Source organism: Beijerinckiaceae bacterium (assembly GCA_004564215.1).
In the GTDB taxonomy this organism is placed as follows: Bacteria; Pseudomonadota; Alphaproteobacteria; order Rhizobiales; family Beijerinckiaceae; genus Methylocapsa.
On the sequence record CP024846.1, the window covers coordinates 2123461 to 2145263 of the forward strand.

At 58.1% G+C, this 21803-nt stretch carries 19 protein-coding genes; 9 read left to right on the top strand and 10 right to left on the bottom strand.

The annotated features are described in order from the left end of the window. Window positions 1-83: 83 nt before the first annotated feature. The 5 genes from CU048_09935 to CU048_09955 are packed head-to-tail and all read right to left on the bottom strand — an operon-like array spanning window position 84 to window position 5574. Window positions 84-1361: a hypothetical protein gene (locus CU048_09935; GenBank protein QBR72832.1), complete on the bottom strand. Its 1278-nt coding sequence runs from the start codon at window positions 1359-1361 to the stop codon at window positions 84-86. 51 nt (window positions 1362-1412) lie between these two features. Next, window positions 1413-2903: a sodium:solute symporter gene (locus CU048_09940; GenBank protein QBR71542.1), complete on the bottom strand. Its 1491-nt coding sequence runs from the start codon at window positions 2901-2903 to the stop codon at window positions 1413-1415. Then, window positions 2893-3087 carry a hypothetical protein gene (locus CU048_09945; protein ID QBR71543.1) on the bottom strand — a complete coding sequence of 65 codons (195 nt, stop codon included), beginning with the start codon at window positions 3085-3087 and terminating at the stop codon, window positions 2893-2895. Before CU048_09945 ends, CU048_09940 begins: the two co-directional genes overlap by 11 nt. A 28-nt stretch (window positions 3088-3115) precedes the next feature. Next, entirely contained in the window at window positions 3116-4627 is a 1512-nt protein-coding gene (locus CU048_09950; GenBank protein ID QBR71544.1) for a Zn-dependent protease, read from the bottom strand. A gap of 14 nt (window positions 4628-4641) precedes the next feature. Further along, a complete protein-coding gene (locus CU048_09955; protein QBR71545.1) occupies window positions 4642-5574 on the bottom strand; it encodes a hypothetical protein in 933 nt (310 codons plus the stop codon). 712 nt (window positions 5575-6286) lie between these two features. Here CU048_09955 and CU048_09960 point away from each other — a divergent pair. From CU048_09960 to CU048_09985, 6 genes are all read left to right on the top strand, one after another. Further along, window positions 6287-7078: a methane monooxygenase/ammonia monooxygenase subunit C gene (locus CU048_09960; protein ID QBR71546.1), complete on the top strand. Its 792-nt coding sequence runs from the start codon at window positions 6287-6289 to the stop codon at window positions 7076-7078. A gap of 189 nt (window positions 7079-7267) precedes the next feature. Next, entirely contained in the window at window positions 7268-8134 is an 867-nt protein-coding gene (locus tag CU048_09965; protein QBR71547.1) for a methane monooxygenase/ammonia monooxygenase subunit A, read from the top strand. Window positions 8135-8213: 79 nt separating this feature from the next. Beyond that, window positions 8214-9494 carry a methane monooxygenase/ammonia monooxygenase subunit B gene (locus tag CU048_09970; protein ID QBR71548.1) on the top strand — a complete coding sequence of 427 codons (1281 nt, stop codon included), beginning with the start codon at window positions 8214-8216 and terminating at the stop codon, window positions 9492-9494. A 99-nt stretch (window positions 9495-9593) separates the two neighbouring features. Next, window positions 9594-10211: a hypothetical protein gene (locus CU048_09975; protein ID QBR71549.1), complete on the top strand. Its 618-nt coding sequence runs from the start codon at window positions 9594-9596 to the stop codon at window positions 10209-10211. A gap of 240 nt (window positions 10212-10451) precedes the next feature. Then, window positions 10452-10991, top strand: coding sequence for a hypothetical protein (locus tag CU048_09980; protein ID QBR71550.1), 540 nt, complete (start codon window positions 10452-10454; stop codon window positions 10989-10991). A 45-nt stretch (window positions 10992-11036) separates the two neighbouring features. Next, window positions 11037-11900, top strand: a complete 864-nt coding sequence (locus tag CU048_09985; GenBank protein QBR71551.1) for a prephenate dehydratase — start codon at window positions 11037-11039, stop codon at window positions 11898-11900. Window positions 11901-12383: 483 nt separating this feature from the next. Here CU048_09985 and CU048_09990 read toward each other — a convergent pair whose 3' ends face one another. The 4 genes from CU048_09990 to tkt all read right to left on the bottom strand — a co-directional run bounded on the left by CU048_09990 (window position 12384) and on the right by tkt (window position 17451). Next, window positions 12384-12953, bottom strand: coding sequence for a hypothetical protein (locus CU048_09990; protein ID QBR71552.1), 570 nt, complete (start codon window positions 12951-12953; stop codon window positions 12384-12386). Window positions 12954-13127: 174 nt separating this feature from the next. After that, window positions 13128-14339, bottom strand: coding sequence for a phosphoglycerate kinase (gene pgk / locus CU048_09995; GenBank protein QBR72833.1), 1212 nt, complete (start codon window positions 14337-14339; stop codon window positions 13128-13130). A gap of 14 nt (window positions 14340-14353) precedes the next feature. Further along, on the bottom strand, window positions 14354-15361 hold the full coding sequence (gene gap / locus CU048_10000; GenBank protein ID QBR71553.1) for a type I glyceraldehyde-3-phosphate dehydrogenase: 1008 nt from the start codon (window positions 15359-15361) through the stop codon (window positions 14354-14356). Between the two features lie 86 nt (window positions 15362-15447). Then, window positions 15448-17451: a transketolase gene (gene tkt / locus CU048_10005; GenBank protein ID QBR71554.1), complete on the bottom strand. Its 2004-nt coding sequence runs from the start codon at window positions 17449-17451 to the stop codon at window positions 15448-15450. Between the two features lie 402 nt (window positions 17452-17853). On the opposite strand from tkt, the gene CU048_10010 reads away from it, so the two are divergent. The 3 genes from CU048_10010 to CU048_10020 all read left to right on the top strand — a co-directional run bounded on the left by CU048_10010 (window position 17854) and on the right by CU048_10020 (window position 20193). Next, the gene (locus CU048_10010; GenBank protein QBR71555.1) at window positions 17854-18168 is read left to right on the top strand and encodes a hypothetical protein; all 315 of its coding nucleotides are present in this window, start codon (window positions 17854-17856) and stop codon (window positions 18166-18168) included. Window positions 18169-18217: 49 nt separating this feature from the next. Beyond that, window positions 18218-18586, top strand: coding sequence for a cell division protein ZapA (locus CU048_10015; GenBank protein ID QBR71556.1), 369 nt, complete (start codon window positions 18218-18220; stop codon window positions 18584-18586). 356 nt (window positions 18587-18942) lie between these two features. Beyond that, a complete protein-coding gene (locus CU048_10020; protein QBR72834.1) occupies window positions 18943-20193 on the top strand; it encodes a porin in 1251 nt (416 codons plus the stop codon). 29 nt (window positions 20194-20222) lie between these two features. Here the strand turns inward: CU048_10020 and CU048_10025 are convergent, their stop codons facing one another. Further along, window positions 20223-21386 carry a hypothetical protein gene (locus CU048_10025; protein QBR71557.1) on the bottom strand — a complete coding sequence of 388 codons (1164 nt, stop codon included), beginning with the start codon at window positions 21384-21386 and terminating at the stop codon, window positions 20223-20225. Window positions 21387-21803 lie beyond the last annotated feature (417 nt).

A 21803-nucleotide genomic window follows, 5' to 3' on the forward strand; every position in this document is an offset into this window, starting at 1 on the left:
CGTTCGGAAAGATGGCAGGGCAGAGCTATAAAAGCAACGCGGCGAAGGTAGGGCATTGGGGTGGTTGCGCCCCACGGCAAATGTCATTTGGGAGTGTTCGCGGGCTGGACAACCCTGCGTTGGGGAGATTTGACGTGTTCGCGCCGGACGCCCAGTCCGATCAGCTGCGCGGGCAGCCTCTGCAAAATCGGAAAATAGATGAAGAGCCGCAGGAACCAAGGCGGTGCGGGTTTCCGGGTCCCGCCGAGGACTCGCGAGATGACCCGTCTTTGAATCGCGAGCTGGATGTTCTGAATGACCTTGGTCGGCCACTCGCGTCGCTTTTGCACCTCCGCCAGCAGCCGGTCACTGATCGGGCCCTTGTCGAAGAGAGGCTCGGCAAGAATATTGGCGGTGGCGATTGCATCTTGGATGGCGAGGTTGATGCCGACGCCGCCGACCGGCGACATGGCGTGCGCGGCGTCTCCGATGCATAAGAGTCCAGGCTTGTGCCAAAGCGGAAGCCGGTCGACCGCCACGGTGAGAAGCTTGACGTCATCGAAGCTTTTGAGTTCAGCCACGCGATCGGCAAGGAATGGGGCAAGGGTCGTGACACGCTGGCGAAGCGTTTCTATGCCTTGGGCCCTGAGGCGGTCGGCCGAACCCTTGGCGATTACATAGCCGCATTGCCAATGTTCGCCGCGGTTGATCAGCACAAGGATCTGTCCGGCATCGATCCGGCCGAATGTTTCAATTGGCTCATCGCCCTTGCGCGAAAGCCGGAACCAGAGCACGTCCATGGGCGCTCCAAGTTCTTCCGGTATGAGCCCCGCTTCCCGGCGGACCAAAGACCCGCGTCCATCGGCGCCAATCGTCAGATCCGCGTGGACCCGCAACGTTCCGTTTGGGGTCTTGGCGGTGACGCCGGCGATTCCCTGCGGCTCCAAGATCAGCCCATCGACTTCCGCATTCATTTCCAGCCGGAAGCAAGGATAGCGCTTGGCGTGTTCGGAAATAAAATTGAGAAAATCCCATTGCGGCATGAAGGCCAGAAATTTGGCATGGGTTGGAAGACGCGAAAAGTCCGCCAATGGAAGTTCGACATCGCCGATCTTGCCTTTGAGCTGCTTCACCTTCTGATGCGGCAGTTTCAGAAAATCGTCGAGAAGGCCGAGTTCGTACATCGCTTCGAGCGTGGAAGGATGGATGGTATCGCCGCGAAAATCCCGGAAAAAATCCGCGTGTTTTTCGAGAACGACCGTATCAACTCCAGCGCGGGCCAGCAGGAACCCGAGCATCATCCCGGCGGGCCCGCCGCCAACAATGCAGCAGCGGCAGTTGAGGGTTCGCGTTGCCCCATCCAGGGGAGATCCGTCGAACATCCGTTGAAAAAAAGAGGTTACAAATTTGATCATCTGAAAGCGCATTCCTTATCAATCTTGGGTTGCGGTGCTTTTGCCCGCGGGCACCGCACGAATTGCCGCGCTGACGAGACTTGCGATGAGGATATTGGCGGCAAGCGCCAAGAGCCCGGAATAAATCGTTATACTGATATCGCCGAGATGCAGCGTGTGTAGCGGTTTGAAGTTGTTGAGCCACGCAAGCCAGGTGCCACCCAAAAATCCGGTTGCCCAACCGGCGAGCAGGGCGGGAGCGCGGAACCACCCCGTGTATAGACCGAAAATCACGGCAGGAAAGGTTTGCAGGATCCACAAGCCGCCGAGCAATTGCAGATCGAGAGCGAATTGCGTTGGCAGATAGAGGATGACGAGGAGCGCGCCGGCCTTGACGGCGAGGGAGGTGATCTTCGCCACCTTCGCCTCTCCGGCGGGCGTGACGCCGCGATCAATATAGGCTTTCCAGAAATTTCGGGTGAACAAATTGGCCGCGCCGATGCTCATGATCGCGGCCGGCACCAAAGCGCCGATCCCGATCGCCGCTAGCGCGAAACCGGCGAACCAGCCGGGAAATAATATTTTGAACAGGGCCGGGACGACATCATTGCTGTTGGTAAGTTTAAGGCCGGCGGCATGGCCCATGAAGCCCATCAGCGCCACGAGAGCGAGAAGGACCGAATAGGCCGGCAGAAGAATTGCGTTCTTGCGAATCGTATTGGCGGTGGCGCTTGCAAAAATCCCGGTCAGCGCGTGCGGATACATGAACAGCGCCAGGGTCGAGCCGAGAGCCAAGCTCGCATAAGGCAGGAATTGGCTCGGGTTAAGCAGCGTGCCGCCGGATCCTTTGGCCGCAAAAGCCGCGTCGGCGGCCCGAAAGACAGCGCCATATCCGCCGAGCTTCATGGGAATGAGAGCAACCGCGGCCAGCACAACGATGTAAAGCATCGTGTCCTTGACAAAAGCGATCAGCGCCGGCGCGCGCAGCCCGGATGAATAGGTGTAGAAGGCCAGGATCAGAAACGCGATGATAAGGGGAAGCTCTCCTTGAAGACCGAGCGCATGAATGATGGTTTCCATGCCGATCAGTTGCAGGGCGATGTAAGGCATCGTTGCAACGACACCGGTCAAGGCCACCGCGAGTTCCAGCGAACGCGAACCATATTTGCCATGCACGATATCGGCGGCGGTCACATAATTATTGTCGCGGGCGACCTTCCATAGGACCGGCATCACCGCGAAAACGAACGGGTAGAGAATGATCGTGTATGGCACCGCAAAGAAGCCATAGGCGCCCACCGCATAGACGAGCGCGGGGACCGCGATCATGGTGTAGGCGGTATAGATGTCGCCGCCGATCAGAAACCAAGTAATCCAGGTCCCGAATTGACGGCCGCCCAGTCCCCATTCGTCGAGATGAGCGAGCGTTTTCGGGCGCCGCCATCTGGCGGCTGCGAATCCCATGACCGTGACCAGGCCGAAGCAGAAAAGGAAGACCGCCAGCGCCGCGTAATCCATCTCAGCCGTCATTGCGGTTATTCCGGCGGAGCTTCAAATAGACGATGTAGGTCAACAACGAGGTCAGCGGAACCCAGATCAGCTGGTACCAATAAAAGAACGGAAAGCCGAACAGGACGGGCATTGACTTATTGTAGAAAGGCACCCAAGCCAACGCCAGGTAAGGGATAAGAAGCAGGAGCCAGATTGGGCGCATCGGTGAAAACTTCCCCGTTGAAAAAACTTTATTCGATGACGATCTTGTAGCGTTCGGTGGAGTGCAACGGCCCACCATGCTCCAGTCCGTTGATGAGCAGAAAATATTCGAGTGCGCGATCTGGAACCGCCATCCGCGTCGCCATCGCCTCGGCGCTTTCGCCGGTCTTGGCGACAACGATCCCGATCCGCAACGGCGGCACCGCGCGCACCTCATCGTCGGAAACACGATGAAATGAATCGATCGAGGCACGGAAGCGGTCCTTTGCCGCGTCCGTCAATGTGCGGCTGGCGAAAATCAAACGATACACCCGATTTGGTTCGAACCGGATCAGGGCGAGGCGAAAACTCCATTCGCCCGCGCGGGCGATTGCGGTCGCGGCTGGCATGGAATTGACTTCGGTCGTCTCGATCGAACTCTCGACCAGGCCATCGATCCAGCCCGAAGCCATATAGCTCGTGAGCGAGGTCTCCGGCGCCAGCGTGACACTGTCGAGGCGCAAGGCTTCGGTGCCACCGGCTTTCACGCCAAGCAGCGCTTGCGACGCATTTTCAAGAACGAAACCTTCGGGAGCCAGAAACCCAAAACCCAATCGCCCATGCACGAATTTCCGGCCTCTGATCGCACCTTCGGAGGGATCGTCGCCAAATGTCATGCCTTCGATCGCGGCGAGATAGGCTGCCCGATCCGCCGTACCGATACCGGGCGCGCCAATCTGGCGGGCTGCCATGATGGCTTGGGTGACCCGCTCGGGAGTCGAGGGATGGGTCGCAAGCATGTCCGGCTTGCGGGAGCTTGCATTTTGTCCAATCAGCGAGCTTCGCATCGCCGCCGAACGGCCGAGCGCGCCGAGGAAGCGAGCGCCGCCGTAGGGATCGAATCCGGCCCGTGCAATGACTTTGATTCCGATCGCATCGGCCTCAAGTTCCTGCTGCCGTGAAAAGCTGGCGATCGTGCGTTGGGCGATGGCTTCGATTTCGACGCTTTTCTGCTTGTTTTGGATGACGCTCGCGGCCTGGCTGATCACGGCGGCCCGCTTTTCTTCTTCTTCCCGCTGGACGGCATGATTTGCTGTGATGTGGGCAATCTCATGCGCCATGACCGCGGCAACTTCGGCCGTGTCGTTTGCGAGCGCCAAGAGTCCGCGTGTCACATACACATTGCCAGGAGGAAGTGCGAAGGCATTGACGATCGGCGAATTCAGAATCGTCACGCGATAAGGCTCGCCTCCACGTTCGTCGGCGCTGGCGAGCTTGACCAAAATATCGTTGAGATAGCGTTCCGCCGACGGGTATTTATATTCCCCATCGAACAAGGCGATCATGCGCCGGTGTTCGCCCGAGGGCTTGGAGCCGCCCCCGGCGGCGCGGGGCGGCGGCGCGGATTGGGCGGAATTGAAAGAGCTATCCTGAGGCTCGATCGTGGCGCAGGCCGAAAGCAGGATCGCCGTCGAGGCCGCAGCCGCCCACAGCATGGCGAATCCGGCTCGAGAGTTCTTTTTCGATCGCCAGGAAGTGGCGATGATCATCAAAAACCTCATCTCGCTCCGCTGCCCTATTTCAGGGAGGTCGAGGCGCCGGCCCGCGTCGCGGTCGCATCGGGCGCCAATTCGATCAGTTCGACTTCGTCCGGGTTAGAAATCTCGATATGTGGTCCAAAATGCGTATCAAGAAGCCCACGGACACGCAGGGTCTTGCCGATAAAATCTGAAAGACCTTTTCCGGCCCCGTCGAAAGCTTTGATATTGCGCGACAAGATTTTGACCGAAAATTCGTCCCAGCCGTGGCGTGGCCCAAAAGTGAGAATGGCGCGTGAACCCCGATTCTCGACGCTGGCAACTTTGCCCTCGACAATGACGGAAGTTCCGGCCTTCTCGGCGAAGGATTGCCGATCGCTTGCAGCGAGGACCGCATAATACGGATCGGCCCAAAGTCCAAGCCCCGCGGCCCGCGCCCCGTTCTCCGCGGCGAGGAGCGCGCTGCGGCAAGGACGGGCCGCCGCGCCCGGCTCATAGCGGGCCAGACCGGCATCGAGAAGCGCTTCGCCGACCGACATGCGCGCCGGTCCCGGGGTGATTTGATCCGGCTCCATATCAAAAACGAAGGCAATCAGCCGCCCCCAGCGATCCGGGTTTGGCTCGGCCGCGCGAAACCTAATTTCGTGGCCGGAAAGCCAATTGGCGAGACGGTCTCGGGTCTTTGTGTCCAAGGCCGGATCGTCCGGCGTCGGGCGAGGCGGGTCGACGCCCGCGAGTTTGATGAGGCGGCCGTCCACAAGGGTGAGTTCGAGCCGTTCGCTGACCGAGCTCACCACAGCTGAGGCGGCTCCCTGGGTAGGGCAAGGTGCTTCCGCCGCGTGGAGGACACCCATCTGCAAGAACGCAAACATTGCCAGGAATAGGGCGGGCCCACGGCCGCGCGTGGGCCGCAAGCGCCGGAGTGCCGGAAGTTTCCACCGTCCTTGCATCCTCGCGCTGCACAAATTCATGTTTATTTCCAAGTAGTTAGGGCCTAACTCAACCGTTCTTAGGGTTATCGCGGCTTGGCTTTGGGCTTCCCTCCCCCTCCGACGCACGCCCTTATCATCTAAACCATTGAAAACACAAGCGATAGGCCTCACCGATGATTTTGCAAAACCAGCCTGGAGTTGGAGACGCGAAAGTGACAAAACACACACACTTTCAGGAAATCGACCTCTGGCTTAACTAGTCAAATAGAGCCGTTAAAAAACCCGTTGACCTAAATACAAATCATTCTAAGTTAAATACTAATTGGCACCTGTGATATAAAATCGCTAGACACTGTTACGTATGCTCGACAGCATCGGTGGATTTTATATAAAAAATTGCGGTCGCTATACTTATCAATACAGATTACATATTTGTAAATGCTCTATTACGCTGAACTGTGGTAAAGATTAACTTGGGCTCGCAGACCTATATTTTCCTCCCGGTTCCGAGCTAGAATCCAAAAACCTACCTTTATAGGTAGGTATAGACTACCCCTTCAGGTGTCATTTAGTCCCGCCCTCCAGTATATTGTCCCTTCCCAGGGGCGGCTCTAAACATGGGAATTGGAGATAGACCGGTCTTTTGGCGTCGTCGGCCGCGAAGGCAATGACCGTAAGTGGTCAGCCGGGCGGGTTAGTGTGGCGTCGCCTTTTTCTGGTCTTAATCCTCAACAGCTAAGAGGCTAGTGACATGAGCTTAGTAACAGGAACAACACGCGCCGGTGAGGCTGCCGCCGTCACCGAAGCGCCGGTATTCGACGGAAAGCCAGTAATAATCGGCACCGCCGTAATGTGCGTCTTCTATCTTTGCGTTCGTATCTATGAGCAGTATTTCGGTTGGTACGCGGGACTCGACTCGTTCGCTCCCGAGTTCACAACCTACTGGATGACCATCCTCTACATCGAGGAACCGGTCGAACTGATCTCCTTCCTCGCGCTGATCGGCTGGATGTGGAAGACCCGCGACAAAGACATCGCGAGCGTCCAACCGCGCGAAGAACTTCGCAGGATTTTCTACCTGCTCAGCTGGGTTTTCGTCTACGGTGTCGCGATTTACTGGGGCGCCAGCTACTTCACGGAGCAGGACGGCACTTGGCATATGACGGTTATCCGCGATACCGACTTCACGCCTAGCCATATCATCGAGTTCTATATGAGCTACCCGATGTATATCGTCATGGGCGTGGGCGGCTTCATGTATGCCCGCACACGGCTTCCGACCTTCGCCCTCAAGGGGTGGTCGATTGCCTACGTTCTCCTGTTCGTTGGCCCGTTCATGATCTTCCCGAACGTTGGTCTCAATGAATGGGGTCACACCTTCTGGTTCATGGAGGAACTGTTCGTTGCTCCGCTGCACTGGATGTTCGTCTTCTTCGGCTGGTTCACCCTCGCCATCTTCGGCGTGTCGCTGCAAATCTTCGGTCGTATCATGGAGCTTTGCGCGGGCTATGAAGACGTGGTCGGTCTCGAACCGGCTGAATAAATAAGCGCTGGCGTTGAGGACCCCCTTGGTCCGATCGGTAGCGTTCGGCCCAAGAATTCGGCCGCTTTCCGGAAGCCTGTAAACCGGGAAGCGGCCGTTCCGGGCCTGAATGAAGAAGTCTTTAAGCCAACTGAAATTTTACTCCGTTAATCCGGCCGATTAGGTCCGGGGAGTAACTGGGAGGATAGTATGGGTAGAAACACGTTCAATAAGGCCGGGGATGGCCCCGTGACCGAATCGATCTCGGCATCGCCGGGCATCGAGGGCGGCGCGGGTTCAAATCCGCCGGTTCAGGCGGCAAACCTCGGCACAGCCGGGGCCGCCAGCTCTCCGTTCAAATCCCGCGCCGAGGCGGCCTATCTCGTTAGGACGGCCGATCTTCTTTTCTTGACCGCTCTGTTCCTGATCATGATCGGTGGCTATCACGTCCACGCGATGCTCACGATGGGTGACTGGGACTTCTGGGTGGACTGGAAAGACCGCCGCTTCTGGCCGACCGTGCTGCCGATCATGCTGATCACCTTCCCCGCAGCCGCTCACTACTACTTCTGGAACCATTTCCGGTTGCCAATCGGCGCGACCTTCCTTTGCCTCGGCCTGCTCGTCGGCGAATGGATTAACCGCTACGTCAACTTCTGGGGCTGGACCTTCTTCCCGATCAGCCTTGTTTGGCCGACATCGCTTATCCCGATGGCGCTCTTCCTCGACCTCGTCCTGCTGCTGAGCAAAAGCTGGATCATCACCTCAATCGTCGGCGCAATGGGCTTCTCCTTGCTCATGTACCCGAACAATTGGGTCATCCTTGCTCCGTTCCATCAGCCGACCGAGCAATATGGCTTGCTCATGAGCGTCGCTGATCTCATCGGCTTCCACTACGTTCGTACCTCGATGCCTGAATACATCAGAATTATCGAACGCGGCACGATGCGTACCTTCGGTAAAGACGTCGTCGGCGTCGCGGCATTCTTCGCCGGGTTCGTCTCGATGATCGTGTATTTCGTCTGGTGGTTCATCGGCAAGATGTTCTCCACCGTGAAGTACATGGAGAAAATCTAACCCGTTGCCGCAAAGTCCCGAAAGGACAGAGGTCGAATTTTAGCAATATGCACGGCTTTGCCGTGTGGGAGAGTAAGCAATGAAAACAACAATGCTAAGTTCATTGGCGCGCGTTGCCAAGCGCCAAGCGGGGAGGGTCTGGGCCTTAGGTTTGGCCGTCGGACTCGTCGCCTCCATGGCAGCCGCCGGCCCGGCCGACGCCCACGGCGAGAAATCGCAGGCGGCGTTCCTCCGGATGCGTACCCTCAACTGGTATGATCTGAAGTGGTCGAAGACGACTGTTAACGTCAACGAAGAGTACGAAATCTCCGGCAAGCTCCACATCATGAATGCGTGGCCGGCGGCAGTGCACGTGCCGGACAACGCCTTCTTGAACGTGGGTCAGCCGGGCCCGGTCGCGGTCAGAGAAGCGGTGTTCGTCGGCGGGCAGTTCACCCCCCGTTCGCAAACCCTGAAACTGGGCGAGACCTATGAGTTCCGGGTTCTCCTCAAGGCAAGGCGCCCCGGTCACTGGCATACCCATGTGCAGCTGAGCGTCGAAACTGGTGGTCCAATTCCCGGCCCTGGCCAGTACATCGACATCAAAGGCAACATGGCTGACTTCCGGGACGACATTAAGCTGCTGAATGGCACGACTGTCGATCTTGAAGACTTCCAAACCACCAAGATCTATCTGTGGCATCTCCTGTGGGCAGTCGCGGGCGCGGCCTGGATTTGGTATTGGTTCAGCAAGCGCGGCTTCATCGGCCGGTTCGTTGCCGTTGCCTCTGGCAAGGGTGAAGAACTGATCACCCCGCAAGAGCGTACCGTTGGAGCAATCGTGCTCGGAGCGGTTTTGGGTACGGTCATTATCTTCTACGCGATCGTAGCCAGCCAGTATCCGAACACCATTCCGCTGCAGGCCGGTCTCATCAGAAACATTGAGCCGATCCCCGGCGCAGTGGGTGGCCCAGTTGCAATCAAATATCTCGGCGGTTCCTACAAGGTTCCTGGACGTGAGTTGGTGGCCAACTTCAAAATCACCAACGAAGGCAAGGAACCCCTCCGGATCGGCGAATTCGCGACTGCGGGTCTTCGCTTCCTGAACCCGGACGTCTTCACCAGCAAGGTGGACTATCCGGACTACCTGTTGGCGGATAGAGGCTTGTCGCTCAGCGATAATTCTCCGATCCAGCCCGGCGAAACCAGAGACATCACCCTGACCATCCAGGACGCGCGGTGGGATACGGAACGTCTCTCGGGTCTTGCCTATGACGTCGACAGCTCCTTTGCTGGTCTCCTGTTCTTGTTCTCGCCGACAGGAACCCGGTATGCCATCGAAGTCGGCGGCGCCGTGATCCCAACCTTTATGCCCGTCTGAGATCTATCTTGAACGGTCCGCATAGAGTGGATAAATAAGAAACAGAATCCCCCGCTGGAGCTATGCCCCAGCGGGGGAAGTCTTTTGGGAGGTCAAATAATGATAATACGAGGAATAGCCGCATGGCTTTTTGCCATGGTTCTGCTCACCTCGGCCGCGCATGCGCATGGTGGGGTGGGCATGCAGGATAACAGATGCGTCTTGCGGATCGGTCCCGATCTGATGTTCTTTACCGGCTATCAGCCGCAAAATTCCCGGGAAGAATTCTGTGACGATATTCCAAGCACCGGGCAGACTGTTGTCGCGCTCGACATGCAGGACACCGAACTCCGGGATATGAACACCGAAATCCGTATTATCAAGGACTTGGGAACCCACACCCGCATGAACGGGTTGCCGGTTCTGACCGATGCGGAATTGGCGAGCCCCGAAGTGCTGGACCCGATTACCATCGCTTATTTGCCGCCGAGAAAATACCCGACAGGTACTCTGACTTTTGAGCATACTTTCCCGGAAGAAGGAAAGTTCATCGGTATCGTCACGGTGAAGAACGGCCATGGCCAGACTTACGTGTCTCAATTCCCCTTCTCGGTGGGGCAAACCCTCGGAAAAAACATACTGCTTTACGGTTTGATGGTTGTAGCCGCCGTGGGCGGCGTCTTTGGCTTTTGGTATTACAGCCGCCACAAGCATGCCCCGCCAAAAGCGGCGGCCTGACACAGGCTGGTGCGGATTAACCGTTGCCGCCCTTTATTGCCGAAACCGCATGAAGGGTGGCGACGTTTTTAGAGCGATCCCGGCGCCCCCGCGTTGGCTCCGGTCGGGGGTGCGGCGCTCTCCTCCCGTCCACCTCCTGTCATTTGACCGGAAATCCGTTTACAAGCTGCATGCCCGTCCAAGGCGCCGTAAACCTTGACCCGGGTGCTGCCTCCCTCTTTTGAATTGTCGAGCTTGCGTATGAAAATCGCCCTGCCATCCCCCATTCAAAACCTTGTCGATATTGTTAGCTGGCAGGTCGGACCGGAAGTCTTTCCCAAGTCAATTTTGCTGCTCGGCATGAGCCTCAGCACTTATGCTTTCGTGGTTTTCCTCCGCAATATCATGGATTATACCTTCATCAAGGCGGTCGGAATCGGGGTCGGGAGCGCCCTTGTGCTCGGTGCTGTTACCATTCTTTGCGCCCGGATTTCCGGCTACCACGAAAGGCTCACCCAAACGCTGACCGCACTGGCCCTCGGCGGCGCGATTGTGCTGTTTGTGACGACCTTTCTGCGGTTCTTCCTCGTTGTCTCCTATCAGATGCAAGGTTTGCCGGAGATCAACGTGATGGAGCTTGCCAATTTTCTGCTCTTTCCCTTATTCGTTTGGAACGTGTTCGTCTTTGCGGCCCTCTATAGGAGGTCCTTTCGCGCGAGCGTTCCCATCGCTTTTGGGATTTCGATCGCGCTCTTATTGGCCCTGGATTTTTGGGTGCCCGCGGCGTTCAAGTTCGCTTAGGCGACGCAGATCGCCCCCGAGCGCCCGAACCGGACCGAGGACGCAATGACCGTGAGTAAGATCGCCTATCAAGGCGAGCCGGGCGCCAATTCCCACATCGCCTGCAAAAACGTATTTCCGCAATGGGAGCCCCTCCCTTGCGCCACCTTCGAGGACGCTCTGGGGGCGATCGCCGACGGCACGGCCATGCTGGGCATGATCCCCATTGAAAATTCAATCGCAGGGCGTGTCGCCGACATCCACCACTTGCTACCGGGGTCCGGCCTTTACATTGTCGGCGAATATTTTTTGCCGATCCATTTTCAATTGCTTGGCATCAGGGGCGCCAAGCTTGCCGAATTGAAGTCGGTCTACAGCCATGTCCATGCGCTGGGCCAGTGCCGCAAGTTCATTCGCCAACATCGGCTTGCCGCGCATGTGACGGGAGATACCGCAGGCTCTGCGCGTGAAGTTGCGGAATGGGCTGATCCGTGCCGCGCCGCGATTGCGACCCGGCTGGCAGCGGAGATTTACCACCTCGATTTGCTCGCCGAAGACATCGAAGACGAGGTCCACAATACGACCCGCTTTGTCGTCCTGGCCAAAACCGCCCAATGGGCAAAGCGTGGCGCCGGCCCAATCGTGACCAGCTTCGTTTTCCGTGTCCGAAACGTTCCGGCGGCGCTTTATAAGGCGCTGGGCGGCTTCGCGACCAATGGGGTCAATATGACCAAGCTCGAAAGCTACATGGTCGAGGGAGAGTTCACGGCGACCCAATTCCTGGCGGACGTCGACGCTCACCCCGACGACCCACCGCTTGCCCGCGCCCTCGAAGAGCTGGCTTTCTTCTGCAAGGAAATGAAGATCCTGGGGGTCTATCCCGCGCATCCGTTCCGGATCGAAAGTCAGCTGCGCCAGCAAGCTCAATGATCAAGACGAAGCGAAGGTAGAGCTGAGATCCGGGACTGACCGAACATTGCGCGCAATTCGAGCCAATTTGTCGCAGGTGGCGAGAAAACGATTTCTTTGTCTTAAATCAGATTAGCGATTACGCTTCCAGGTTAAAGTCAGCCGAGCCGAGCTGAACCTAGACGCTGAATAACACCAGCGTATCCGCGAGAGGAAAAACCGCGATGTTAATGAAAGACGATACGGCAGGTCGCGATATCGACGCGAGGGACAAGCGCCACGCCGACATATTGTGGAAAATTCTGCTGCTCACGCGCCTCGCCATCCCGTTATATGTGTTCTATGCGCTCTATCTCTGGTGGACCTTGCCGCCCAGCGCTTACTTGATGACCGGCAATTAAAGCATGGCAAGCCTTGCCAAGAGCAGGGCGGTTTGCAGAGCCTCATATCCAAACGTTTTTTGAGAGACCTTCATCATGAAGGTCTCTTTCTTTTTGGCGACCGCTATTTGAGTGGAAGCTCTTTGCAATTCTCGATCACCGTCCACTTCGCATCGGCTGGGTTCGTTACGGTGAAAACGATTCCATCATTGACGTTTTGCTGTTCGCCTTTCTCTCCCTCCCCGGTGTCATAGGCCAGCTCGAAACTGAACTGATTGGCTTCGGCCCCACCGCTTGGGTTTTTTAGGTTAAGGGGAATCAGAACAACACTATTGATGTCGCGCTTGTCACCCGCCGCGAGGGTGGTTTCCTCAGGGATGCTCGTAAAGCCCATGATCTGGGCGAATCTCGGATCGGCATGCACAAAGCGGCGATTGGCACTTCCTGCCGCAAGTGTAGGCGGGGATTGGTTCACAAAAAGCCGCACCGGCGCAAAAATAAAGCTGCCGTCGAATTTTGTATTGTCCACGGATTCGATTTTAAAGACCGCAAAGCCCTTGTTTGCCCCCGCGGTCACAGGACCGGCTGGCGTTTCATAGCCTTTGCAAATGCCGAGCGGCCGATAGGATATTTGGGTGGTTTTGCTTGAACTTCGACCGCATCCGGACAACGCCAGAGAGCCCGCGACAAGCATGGGAACAGTCAAAAAACATATTGCTGATGTTTTCATAACATTCTTTCCTTCAGACTCTTCACCGATCAGTTCTTGATTGGGTCGGGCAGCGCCACTTTTTGTAAGATCTATGGCTCCGAGGATCGGTCTCCAACCGCACAGAGGCGAGTCCCCTGAGAAGCGCGCCAGCGCTGCTCACGCGTTTCTGCCGTTAGCCCAGCGCAGCGCTTCGACCCCGGGCAGGCTTTTCCCTTCGAGCCATTCCAGGAACGCGCCGCCTGCCGTCGAGACATAAGTAAAGTCTTGTGTCGCCCCGGCCTGATTGAGCGCTGCGATCGTGTCCCCGCCGCCGGCGATGGTTTCGAGCGCGCCGGCCTTGGTGAGTTGTCCCGCGACTTTGGCGAGCGCCATGGTGCCGGTGTGGAAGGGAGGCACCTCGAAGGCTCCGACAGGCCCATTCCACACAAGCGTTCGGGCCGAAGCAAGAAGCCCCACAACTTGCGAAATGGTGCGCGGTCCAATGTCGAGGATCATTTGATTTTCGCCGATGGCATCGACATCGACTGTCTGGACGGGCACGTTCGGCTCCAGTCGCGAAGCGACGACGGCATCAACCGGTAGTACCAGCTTGCAATTTGCGGCGTCGGCATCGGCCATGATCTTGCGGGCGACATCGGCAAATTGCTTCTCGCAGAGCGATTTTCCAACGGGCTTTCCGGCCGCGGCTAGGAATGTATTGGCCATGCCGCCGCCGACAAACAAATATTCGACACGGCGCATGAGATTGCCGAGAAGCTCGAATTTGGTTGAGACTTTAGCGCCGCCGACAATCGCAGCCAACGGCCGCTTTGGATCCGCCAGCATGCTGGTCAGCATTTCCAGCTCATACTGCATGGTGCGGCCGACATAGGCTGGCAGCTTATGGGCCAAGCCTTCGGTCGAGCCATGCGCGCGATGGGCGGTCGAGAAAGCGTCGTTGACGTAAATATCGCCAATCTCGGCCAAGGCATCGATGAAGGCCGGATCGTTCTTGGTTTCGCCGGAATGAAACCTTGTATTTTCGAGCAGCAGGATATCCCCGTCCCGCATCGCATTGACGGCACTTTTCGCGACATCGCCGATGCAATCGGAGGCAAAGCAGATGAAACGTCCGATTTGACGTTCGAGCTCAACGGCCACCGGCTTCAGCGAGGTCTTCGCTTCCGGCCCGTTCTTGGGGCGGCCGAGATGGGAAAGGATAATGACCCTTCCCCCTTTTTCGGAAATCTCCCGAATATTGCCGAGGATCCGATCGATGCGTGTCGCATCGCTGATCTTGCCGTCTTCCATCGGCACATTGAGGTCGGCGCGGACAAGCACCCGCTTGCCGGTGAAGACCACGTCGTCGAGAGTTCGGAATGGAGACATCGGCGTCGTTCTCGTCATACCAGCTTCCCCATGGCGACGGCGGTATCGATCATGCGGTTGGAGTATCCCCATTCATTGTCGTACCAGGACATGACCCGCACGAAGGTTTCCTCCATCACTCGCGTCTGATCCATGTGGAAGATCGACGAATGCGAGTCGTGATTGAAATCCGCCGAAACATTGGGGCTTTCGGTGAAGGTCAGAATACCCTTCAATTGCTGCTCGGAAGCACGCTTCACCGTCTCCTTGATTTCATCGGTTGTCGTGGCGCGTTTGGCGACGAATTTGAAATCGATCACCGAAACATTGGGCGTGGGCACCCGGATCGCCGCCCCATCGAGCTTTCCGTTCAGCTCGGGCAAGACGAGGCCGACCGCCTTGGCCGCGCCGGTCGACGTCGGAATCATCGATAGCGCCGCCGCCCGCCCGCGATAAAGATCCTTATGCATCGTATCGAGCGTCGGCTGGTCGCCGGTATAGGAATGCACCGTCGTCATGAATCCTTTTTCGATGCCGATTGCATCATGCAGGACTTTGACGACCGGAGCGAGGCAATTGGTGGTGCAGGAGGCGTTGGAGACCACCAGATGATCCTTGGTCAGCTTGTCGTGATTGACGCCAAAAACCACTGTCAGATCGGCATGATCGCCGGGGGCAGAAATGAGAACGCGCTTGGCGCCGGCCTTCAGATGCGCGGCGGCTTTTTCACGGGAGGTGAACAGTCCGGTGCATTCGAGCGCGATGTCGACGTTGAGTTCCCTGTGCGGCAACTCCAGCGGGTCACGGATCGCGGTAACTTTGATCGGCCCATCGCCGTAATCGATCGAGTCGCTTGTCACCGTTATGATGCCTGGGAATCGGCCGTGAACGGAATCGAACCGAAGAAGATGCGCATTGGTCTCGACCGGACCGAGATCATTGATTGCAACAACCTGAATGTCCTTGCGCTTTGATTCCGCGATCGCCCGGAGGACATTGCGGCCGATGCGGCCAAATCCATTGATAGCGACTCTAATCGCCATATCATCTCCTTCTCTTCGAGCGGACCGGCCCGAACAGCGCATTGGCGCAAGGGGCTACTTTTTTATCGCGTGGCTGGGATTGACCGTCAACTATTGCTGCGTTGCAGTGCAGCTTTGACTACTGCATTGGGCGTGATGTTGAAGTGATTGTACAAGTCTTTGTAGGGAGCGCTCTCACCAAAAGTTGTCATTCCGATGAAAATACCGTTTTCGCCGATGAGTTCGTCCCAGCCTTGACGGACGGCCGCTTCGACCCCGATCCGGATCGGCGCATCGCCGATGATCGCCTGGCGCCGGACGCTGTCCAGTTGCAAGAACAGGTTCATGCACGGAACTGAGACGACGCGGACCGGAACGCCCTGCGCCGAGAGAGCGCTCCTAGCGTCAAGCGCAATCGAAACTTCCGAACCGGATGCAAAGATCGAAACCTTGGCTGGGCCACCCTCGGCCGGGGCCAGCTCATAGGCCCCCGCCGCGCACAGATTTTCGGTTTTAAATTCAAGCCGAACGGCAGGTAGATTCTGGCGGGTCAAAGCCAGGATTGAGGGTGAATTTCGGGCCTCGAGAGCGAGCTGCCAGCATTCGAGCGTCTCGGTTTGATCGGCCGGGCGGAACACCAGCATATTGGGGATGGCGCGCAAAGCCGCCAGTTGCTCGACCGGCTGATGGGTCGGGCCGTCTTCGCCAAGCCCGATCGAATCATGCGTAAAAACCTCGATGGAGCGAATTCGCATCAAAGCGGCAAGCCGCAGCGCTGGCCGACAATAATCGCTGAAGGTCAGGAACGACGCGCCGGACGGAATAAAGCCGCCGTGCAGCGCAATGCCGTTGACCGCCGCCGCCATCCCGTGCTCGCGGATCCCCCAGTGAATATAGCGGCCAGCATAGGAAGATGGCGTGATCTCCGGGGTGGCCGCGACTTTCGTGTTGTTCGAAGGGGTGAGATCCGCCGAGCCCGTCACCAGCTCGGGAACCGCCTTTGCGATCACTTCCAGCACGGCCTGGGACGCTTTGCGAGTGGCGATGGCGGTGCGATCGTCGGCGAGCTTGCGCTTATAGGTCTGAACCGCCTCTTCAAAAGATCCGGGCAGATCGCCGCGCAAGCGGCGCTCGAATTCACCTCTCTCCGTCGAAGGCAACAGCTTTTCTGCCTTGAGCCAGGCCTTGCGCCGCCCCGCACCGCGTTTCCCGGCCTTCCTCCAAGCCGCCAAAATCGGCTCAGGGATAACGAAGGGCTCATAGGGCCAGTGGAGATTGCCGCGGGCGCCGGCGATCTCCTCCGGTCCGAGTGGCTCGCCATGCGCCTTGGACGTTCCGGCGCGCGTCGGCGCCCCGAAACCGATCGTCGTCCGGCAGGCGATGAGGCTTGGCTTCTCGGATTTCTGTGCCTTGCGGATGGCCCGCAGGATCGCGGCCTGGTCATGCCCGTCGATGCGGACGGCGTTCCAATTGCACGCCTGGAACCGTTTCACCTGGTCGACCGAATCCGCAAGCGACAGGGGACCGTCGATGGAGACGTGGTTTTCATCATGAAGCACGATCAGCCGGTCCAGCCGGAGATGCCCGGCGATCGCGATCGCCTCCTGGCTTAGTCCTTCCATCAGATCGCCGTCGGAGACGAGCACGAAGGTATGATGATCGACGATCGGACCGAACTCAGCGTTCAACATCCGCTCCGCCAGGGCCATGCCGACAGAAGTGGCAAGACCCTGTCCCAGCGGGCCGGTGGTTGTCTCCACCCCGGGCGTGTGGCGGTATTCGGGATGGCCGGGGGTTATCGAGCCAAGCTGACGAAACCGTTGCAGTTGCTCGATGGTCATGCTCGGCTCTCCGGTCAGGTAGAGCAGGGCATAAAGCAGCATCGATCCATGTCCGGCGGACAGGACGAAACGGTCCCGATCCGGCCAGGTGGTGTCCGCGATGTCGTATTTCAGCACCTTGGTGAACAGCACCGTGGCAATATCGGCGGCGCCCATCGGCAAGCCGGGGTGGCCGGATTTGGCCTTTTCCACCGAATCCATGGCCAGCGCGCGAATCGCATTGGCCATTTCATCGTGGGTGACTTCGTCACGGATTTCGCGATCCACCATCACTTGTTCACCGTCCGGAGTTAGCGGCCGTATCCGAGCGGGACCCTCTCGTCCAGGGGCGGCTGGGAGCCATGCCGCAGGGGAAAGCATGGATTGCGCGGTCTGACAACCGCTGAAAGGCTTGTGTCAACGCACTGCCTATGTTTCTTTAGCCGCACTTTGACGTCTCGAAGGGCCGCCGCGTGATGAATTGCCGCGATTTGGTGCGCTGCCTGCGCTAAGCTGCGTTTCCGCAGCCCGAAGCACTTAGCGCGCGTCGGCCGGTTTGTCGACCGGCGCCTTGGGGGCTGGCACGGCGGGTGGGCGGGCCGCGACAAGAAAGCGCGGCTTTACCTGGGGGTAGGCTGATCGCACAAGTCAAACATGATTCATGCGTGAGTTTCGGACGCTGAAGGCGCTCGCATGACCGAGGACGCCGCCACCAAAGCGAAATTGCCGGAACGCCTCGAAGCGGCGCTGAGACGGCTGGCCGCCGCGCTGGACCGGCTGGACGCTGCGAGCGAGAGGCGGGTCAAGATGGACGCGCTTCGCGCCAATCTCGAAGAGGAGCTTGCGGTCATGCAGGACGACCGCTCGCGCCTGGCCGTTGAACTCGATGGCGCCATCGCCCGGACCAAGTCGCTGGAATTGGCCAATGACGAGGTGGCCCGAAGGTTGAGCCATGCGAGCGAGACGATCCGGGCCGTCCTCGCCGAGGCCGATGAACGGGACGACTGAGGGAAATGTGTCTCGGAGTTCTTTAACCGATCCGATTTGAGAGGGGACGATGGCGCAACTTGCGGTCACGATCGCGGGCCGGGTTTACCGGCTGGCTTGCGACGAAGGGGAGGAGGCCCGTCTCGGCGATCTCGCCCAATTGGTCGACGCCAAGATCGAGGGGATGCGGCAACGTTTCGGGGAAATCGGTGATCAGCGGCTGAGTATCATGGCGGCGATCACCCTTGCCGATGAATGGGCCGAGGCGAATAACCGCGCCCGCGAACTTGAGGCCGAACTCTCGCGGCTCAAATCAGGGCCGGCGGGAGGTGTCCCCGGCCGCGATGAATGGGCCGACCGCATTGCGGTTTCGCTCGGCGAGGCGGCGCTGCGGATCGAGCGGGTGGCGCAGGACTTGAACGCTGCCGGCCGCGAGTGAAGGCCGGGCGCACGCCCTAATCCATTCAATGCCCGCGAAAGAAATGTGTCCCAGTTTGAATTCTGCTTTGCACCAGAAGCTGACATCTGCACTGATATCTGCACAGTCTAGCTGCTTGATCTGATAGGCCCGGATGCGCTGTGCATCTTGAATTACGCACCGTCGCACACACACTAATTTCGCCACATTGCGCAATTCCGCTGGAAGCGACAATTTATGCCTTGCCGAAGCCGCCTCTATTTGCGTTTCTGGCTACAAGTTGGAAGGGCATCGTGATCCTAAAATCCCTTTGTCGGACGTGGGCCCTCAGCGATCCAGCCGCGATCCTGGCTGTTGCGGCCTTTCTCGGGGCGGCGATGAGCGTGGCGTCCGCGGAGGACGCCGAACCGTCACTGCCCAATCAGTCTTCCCTGACCGACACACCCGATGGTCCTAAAGAGCAATTGCGCAGCATCGGTATTATGCCGGACGTCTGGGTAACGCAGTTCTATCAGGGCCAGACGGAAGGCGACGGCAGCAAGACCTGGCGCTACGGCGGGAAGCTCGACACTTTCCTTAAAGTGGATGCGGAGAAACTTGGCCTTTGGCGGGGATTCCATGTCAACGTGCAATACGAGCATTACTTCGGTCAAAACATAAACAGGACGGATTTTGCGCTTATTCCGGTCAACACGGCGCTGGCCTATGTAGAACGAGACGGCTATCACTCCGCTCTCTCCGTCAGCATCACGCAGGATTTCGGCGAGTATTTTTCCGTCAGCGCCGGAAAATTCAACATGATGACGCTCGCATCGAAGACCCCGTTGATCGGCGGTGGCGGCATCGACACTTTCATGAACAGAGCTTTCGCCCTGCCATCGACCGGGGTGGCCTACACAGCTTTCAGAGGAGGTGCCGGCGACAGGGTTGTTCTCTCGGCGCCCTATCTTATTGGCGGAATAGTGACGATTAAGACAGAGCCGATCAATTTCGCGTTGATGATCGCCGATCCGCGCAGCGCGATAGATCCCAGGGTCATCGAGCGCCCGTTCGAGAAGGGGTTGGCAGTGGGCGGTGCTGCGACTCTTAAAACGGAGATCGCCGGCCTTCGTGGTTTTCACACATTGCGCGCCGCCTACAGCAATGCGCGCGGCATCGATCTCGAAGACATCGCCGACGTGCCCCGACCATCAGCGCTCGGCAGCTCAGTGAGGACCAAAAAAGGATTTTGGTTCACTTCTTACGCCATCCAGCAGAACTTCGTACAAAGCGAACAGAATTCGGAGGTCGGCTGGGGTCTGTTCACGCTCGCGACCCTTTCAGACGGAAATCCCAGCCCTGTCAGATGGAGCGTCCTTGCGGGCCTCGGAGGGAACAATCTGTTGGCGGGCCGCGAGAACGACCGTTGGGGCATTGGTTTCTTTCACTTTGGGCTGACTGAGCCCTTGCTTGCGGGACTGTCCGCGCTGGGAGTGAACCGACGCAGCGAAGGCGGAATGGAGGCTTTCTACAATCTCGCGATTACGCGTTGGCTGCGCTTGTCCGCCGATCTGCAGGTGATCGATCCCTGGAATCCGACCAAATCAGGAGCGACTTACGCAGCGTTGCGCCTGCAAACGAAGTTCTAGTCAATTCAGTCCCACTGTTCGCCTGCTGTTCACAGGCCGGCCAATTTGCTAAGGACCCTTTGGATTAGCTCCGCAATGGGATACTTGAACAGTAGTAGCGGCAACATCGGCAGCAGCGCAGCGACCACGACGGTTATCAACAGACGCGTGCTTACCGGCACCCAGCGCATATTACGTACGACTCCGAGGCTGTTGGACAAATCAGCCAGTGACTGCAAATCAGCTGTGCCCAACAAGGGATCCGCCGGGATCGTGGACGCTTTCAGCCATTTCTTCTCGAAGTCGTTCACGTAACGCGCTGCGAACACCATATAGTCGCTTAAGCCCTTCTCCTGGCAGGCTCTGAGCTTAGAGGCGAAGACGCAGGGGGGCAGAAATATCAGCGCCAGTTCCACGATAAGAGTGAACGCAAACGCAGGGTAAATCACCTCGAAGACCGTCTTGCCCGAGGAAATTTCCTCGGCGAACGATGCGGACACAAGGATTGAGATCGCCAGCACTAAGGCGGTGAAATGGGATTGCACAACTTCCAGATATCCGAGTCCCGCGGCACCGTCGGGATGAATCGGCACGAGGTGGAGATCCATTTTCGCCAAGCGCCAGAGGAAGTGGCACCAGAGGGCGATTCTCCAAATCCAGCGAAATATCAGGAAGCGAAAAAGCGGCAGACAAACGATCCAATACCAAAGACCTGCTAAGGAAACATCGCTTAGGGCTCGGGTCGGTTCGAGCGCCGCCGTTTTTCCCGAAACGTGCAACTGCGCGGCAAACAACGACAGCAGCACGGCGGCCAACAGGCACATTGCTTCCGGCAACCAAGCGTCTTTCCACCGGACCGTGGAGGCGATTTCGGAGTCCAGGGCCGGCAGCGCCTTCTCGGGCACGACCCCGGAGCGCACGATCGTGCTGACAAAGTCCCTCAACCGAGGGTCCAATGACGATTCGCACAAAAAGAGCAGCGGAATGACCACCAACAAGCGAACATCTCCGGCGATCGCCGAAAGCGAAAACAACCTGTCACTGACGCCCTCGATGAGTGCTAACATCAGCAAGATTGCCCACAAGAACAAACCCAGAGCCAGCCCGAGCGCAACCGAGTTCGTTTCGCCGCGGACTAGGCCCAGGCGCCGTCCAAGCTGGTGAAGCGGGCCGCCGAGCAGCGAGAATTTCTCAAGTCTTCCAGCTTCTTCCATACTCCGCGACTCGACTGCCAACGAACTCTTGTTTTGCCTTCGTTGCCTTGACGCAGAGCTCAAAATTCACTCCCGTCGTAGGAACGATTTCCCGCCAGTGATAAGGACATCTTGCCGGAGGCGTCTCCACATTGCTCCTCAAGCGCGGCGGGAGCCGGCCACAGCCTGGCTTCCGCCGCAATCGAGCGTCCGAGCCAGAAGGATAATGCACGTTATCCCATGGGTTTAGCGTGACGTCCAATAATCTCGCGCGGGTCACGATGATGACCGGCTTCGCCCAACGGATAGACCAACTCGTCGAGTATCGTTGGGCAATTGGAACGCCCCTGCCAGGATCAGCGTTCACCCCTGCCGGAAAGACTCGCGAAGAAGGAGACATGCGGCACAAGTTGGAGTGAACAAACCAGATTTTCATAA

Bases quoted from the DNA above. Each gene is read 5' to 3' on its own strand.
- CU048_09940 (QBR71542.1), bottom strand. From the start codon at position 2,903: ATGACGGCTGAGATGGATTACGCGGCGCTGGCGGTCTTCCTTTTCTGC.
- CU048_09980 (QBR71550.1), top strand. From the start codon at position 10,452: ATGAAAATCGCCCTGCCATCCCCCATTCAAAACCTTGTCGATATTGTT.
- CU048_10020 (QBR72834.1), top strand. From the start codon at position 18,943: ATGAGCGTGGCGTCCGCGGAGGACGCCGAACCGTCACTGCCCAATCAG.
- CU048_09985 (QBR71551.1), top strand. From the start codon at position 11,037: ATGACCGTGAGTAAGATCGCCTATCAAGGCGAGCCGGGCGCCAATTCC.
- CU048_09955 (QBR71545.1), bottom strand. From the start codon at position 5,574: ATGAATTTGTGCAGCGCGAGGATGCAAGGACGGTGGAAACTTCCGGCA.
- pgk (QBR72833.1), bottom strand. From the start codon at position 14,339: ATGTCTCCATTCCGAACTCTCGACGACGTGGTCTTCACCGGCAAGCGG.
- CU048_09965 (QBR71547.1), top strand. From the start codon at position 7,268: ATGGGTAGAAACACGTTCAATAAGGCCGGGGATGGCCCCGTGACCGAA.
- CU048_09960 (QBR71546.1), top strand. From the start codon at position 6,287: ATGAGCTTAGTAACAGGAACAACACGCGCCGGTGAGGCTGCCGCCGTC.
- CU048_09975 (QBR71549.1), top strand. From the start codon at position 9,594: ATGATAATACGAGGAATAGCCGCATGGCTTTTTGCCATGGTTCTGCTC.
- CU048_10015 (QBR71556.1), top strand. From the start codon at position 18,218: ATGGCGCAACTTGCGGTCACGATCGCGGGCCGGGTTTACCGGCTGGCT.
- CU048_09950 (QBR71544.1), bottom strand. From the start codon at position 4,627: ATGAGGTTTTTGATGATCATCGCCACTTCCTGGCGATCGAAAAAGAAC.
- gap (QBR71553.1), bottom strand. From the start codon at position 15,361: ATGGCGATTAGAGTCGCTATCAATGGATTTGGCCGCATCGGCCGCAAT.
- CU048_10010 (QBR71555.1), top strand. From the start codon at position 17,854: ATGACCGAGGACGCCGCCACCAAAGCGAAATTGCCGGAACGCCTCGAA.
- CU048_09990 (QBR71552.1), bottom strand. From the start codon at position 12,953: ATGCTTGTCGCGGGCTCTCTGGCGTTGTCCGGATGCGGTCGAAGTTCA.
- CU048_09945 (QBR71543.1), bottom strand. From the start codon at position 3,087: ATGCGCCCAATCTGGCTCCTGCTTCTTATCCCTTACCTGGCGTTGGCT.
- CU048_09935 (QBR72832.1), bottom strand. From the start codon at position 1,361: ATGTTCGACGGATCTCCCCTGGATGGGGCAACGCGAACCCTCAACTGC.
- CU048_09970 (QBR71548.1), top strand. From the start codon at position 8,214: ATGAAAACAACAATGCTAAGTTCATTGGCGCGCGTTGCCAAGCGCCAA.
- CU048_10025 (QBR71557.1), bottom strand. From the start codon at position 21,386: ATGGAAGAAGCTGGAAGACTTGAGAAATTCTCGCTGCTCGGCGGCCCG.
- tkt (QBR71554.1), bottom strand. From the start codon at position 17,451: ATGGTGGATCGCGAAATCCGTGACGAAGTCACCCACGATGAAATGGCC.